The 2658-nt window shown below is 40.9% G+C and carries 5 protein-coding genes; 4 read left to right on the top strand and 1 reads right to left on the bottom strand.

The genetic code is table 11. The features are described from left to right. On the top strand, window positions 1-1050 hold a 1050-nt coding region (locus tag KZ793_RS22400), incomplete at its 5' end, for a VENN motif pre-toxin domain-containing protein (RefSeq protein ID WP_225817278.1). Between the two features lie 2 nt (window positions 1051-1052). Further along, a complete protein-coding gene (locus KZ793_RS22395) occupies window positions 1053-1349 on the top strand; it encodes a hypothetical protein (RefSeq protein ID WP_225817277.1) in 297 nt (98 codons plus the stop codon). Between the two features lie 4 nt (window positions 1350-1353). On the opposite strand, the gene KZ793_RS22390 is transcribed toward KZ793_RS22395, so the two are convergent. Next, complete coding sequence (locus KZ793_RS22390; protein WP_225817276.1) at window positions 1354-1596, bottom strand: hypothetical protein; 243 nt, start codon at window positions 1594-1596, stop codon at window positions 1354-1356. On the opposite strand from KZ793_RS22390, the gene KZ793_RS22385 reads away from it, so the two are divergent. Further along, window positions 1595-2038, top strand: coding sequence for a polymorphic toxin type 33 domain-containing protein (locus tag KZ793_RS22385; RefSeq protein ID WP_225817275.1), 444 nt, complete (start codon window positions 1595-1597; stop codon window positions 2036-2038). The two genes, KZ793_RS22390 and KZ793_RS22385, sit on opposite strands and share 2 nt — an antisense overlap. Window positions 2039-2049: 11 nt before the next feature. Beyond that, window positions 2050-2454, top strand: coding sequence for a DUF4279 domain-containing protein (locus KZ793_RS22380; RefSeq protein WP_225817274.1), 405 nt, complete (start codon window positions 2050-2052; stop codon window positions 2452-2454). Window positions 2455-2658 lie beyond the last annotated feature (204 nt).

Raw genomic sequence — 2658 nt, 5'->3', positions numbered from 1 at the left:
ATTAAGCAGCTTTACGGCGACGAAGCAAAAGTCAGTGAGTTAGCCGAGGAGCAAAAACAAACTATCAGCACCCTTTCTACCCTGGCAGCCGGGCTAGCCGGTGGGATAGCAGGTGATTCCAGCGTCAGCGCCCTCACTGGTGCTCAGGCCGGGAAGAATGCGATTGAGAATAACTATCTGAGTGTCAATGAGCTGGACAATTTTGCGCACCAAGCCCGAACCTGTGAAGGGGAAAGCTGTAAGCAGGTGATCAAGGATATGGTTGATACCAATATCCGTAATCAACAGGAAATAATGGACTTCTGTAACAGTAACCCGAACCAATGTGCGCAGAAGTATGGTTATCTGGTTGATCAGTGGCCTGTGTTTGAGCGTACCCTCAAAAATATGGACCAGGATGGCACATTGCCGGTTGAGTTCAGAAATTACCTGTCGGCGGTGAATACATTAGGTCAGGCTGCCACAGGCAAAGTGGGTGAACTCGGCTGGACAAAACGCTTTGAAGCGATGGGTATGAGTAAGGAGACTGCCGCTGCGATGGCGATGACGCTGCCTGCTATTGTTGAAGGCAGTAAAGGACCGAAATCATCGCCAACGACAAAAGGAAGCACAGGTGCAGTTGTTAATACAGAGAAAGCGGCGCTGGAAAAGATTGGGCAAAACAGTCAAGGCACAACGAATCTGGGTGATAAATCGGCTAATACTGTTTATCATCAGCAGCTTATTAAAAATGCTGAGAAGATATCAACGGCAAAACCAGGACAACAAGTTGCCGCACCAAGGGATCTGAATGAACAAATATTATGGAATCAGGTTAAGGCAACGCCATCTTCTGGTGATCCCCTCAAAGGAATGAATAAAGATCCTCGTTTTCCTACTGAAGCGGGATTCCAAAAGATGCAAGTTACTCATGAGTTACCTGATGGATCAAATATTACTATTCATTATCAATATAACTCAAACACTGGTAAGGCTTATGATATGAAGATTACAACACCTAAAAGGTCTGAACTTCAGCCTAAACCTTCAATTACGGATAAGGATAAATAGTTATGAAAGTAAAAAAACATAGATCTGAAAAAGTAATTGAAGTCTTTGCCGTTTACTGGATTGGCGATAAAACCTACTTTTATGGTTGGGCTAAAGGCTATGATGGCTTACTTACTTATAATGTTGATGAAGTAGATATCATTGAACCATCACTGTCTGGAGATTTTATTTTCTTTGATAATGGGATTTTCTATAGTCCTTTGATATCAGAGGGTATTCTTGATGGCCTCTTGGAAGCCGATCAAGACTCCTATGCACGTTTTCTTGAGCTTTTAAAGACTGAGGGAAGGATAGACTAAAAATTTATAACGACTGTTTTGAATATCTCAGACAAAGTGACTTATCGAGCTGAAAAGTCGCGTCGGGGCGTTGTTGATCGAGTGTCAAACCGTACAAGGAAAAACAGGTTGTAACTGGCTGAGTGCACAGGGAAAATCGGTGTTTGGTGGCCAACTTCGCAATGGAATGCGTTGTTGTGGACAATAATGCCCTAGCTGTACCCATGCCACCGCCACCGATAGCGGGTTCAAACACGGGTGAAGCCATGAACGAAGCCAATCAGACGATAGCTTCAGCTTTGGACAAGAAGCTCAAGGAGATAGGAGAAACACTAGATAAAGCTACAGAGTGTTCATTTGGCCGGGTATGCTCTTCTAGCTCTACAGATGATGAAAGTAATCCGAATATTGGTAAAAGTCTAACGAATGAAGAGAAGAGGGAGTATGGTGGTACAGGAAATCAGCAGCCACCTGAAGATAATCAGAACAAGAATGGACAAAGTGAAAATAAGCCATCAAATATCAAAATGGCTGATGACAAATATTTAAAAAATAATGGAATTGATGCCCATGAGCTTAAATCTGATGTTGTTGGTAAGAAAAATATATCGAAATATGATATTTATGTGAATAAAGAAACTGGTGAACTATGGGTCTTCAGAAAAGGGGGTACTGGAGAAGGTATCCCAACAGGTGAATTCATTAAATAAGGTTATAAAAGATGACTAAATCAACTGTGGGTGTGTATTTTTTGATCTCTGGAGATAAATTAAATCCTGAGGATGTAACTGAGAAATTAGCTATTCAACCAACAAAATATTGGGTGAAAGGTGATCCTATACCAGAAAAAAAACGCTTTAGAATAGATAGTTGCTGGCTTTTGAGTACGGGTGATGAAGAGTCTCTTGATGTTGGTGAACAGCTAGGAAAAATATTCACATTACTACAAGGCAAAAAAAAGGTTTTAGTAAAATTGGCTAATGAGTATGAGCTTGACTATCAATTTAATATAGTAATTAAAATAGAAGAAGGAATTAAGCCAGCAATAAATTTAGATAAGATGATGATTAAAGAGCTTGATGAATTAAATGCTGGATTAGATATTGATTTATATATATATAGTTAGAATTAAATAAGTTGTTGTGGAGAATAATGCGTTGAGCTTGCCAAAAGGCATGGCAGATTACGGTCGATCAGCATCAAGTCTGGCTACCGCTATGTCAAATAAAGGTCAATCCTCTCAAGAGATTTCAGCGGCATTGTCAAAACATGCCAAAGGTGATCACCCGGAAGGGCAAGACCCGGTAAGAGGATTGTTGGTCGCTTGGGG

This window comes from Photorhabdus antumapuensis (assembly GCF_020387775.1).
GTDB classification, from domain to species: domain Bacteria; phylum Pseudomonadota; class Gammaproteobacteria; order Enterobacterales; family Enterobacteriaceae; genus Photorhabdus; species Photorhabdus antumapuensis.
Note: the sequence above shows the minus strand (reverse complement) of the source record. Positions and strands in the feature narration are given on the sequence as shown.

Excerpts from the sequence above, each read along its gene's own strand:
- KZ793_RS22395 (WP_225817277.1), top strand. The coding sequence starts at position 1,053 with ATGAAAGTAAAAAAACATAGATCTGAAAAAGTAATTGAAGTCTTTGCC.
- KZ793_RS22385 (WP_225817275.1), top strand. The coding sequence starts at position 1,595 with ATGAACGAAGCCAATCAGACGATAGCTTCAGCTTTGGACAAGAAGCTC.
- KZ793_RS22390 (WP_225817276.1), bottom strand. The coding sequence starts at position 1,596 with ATGGCTTCACCCGTGTTTGAACCCGCTATCGGTGGCGGTGGCATGGGT.
- KZ793_RS22380 (WP_225817274.1), top strand. The coding sequence starts at position 2,050 with ATGACTAAATCAACTGTGGGTGTGTATTTTTTGATCTCTGGAGATAAA.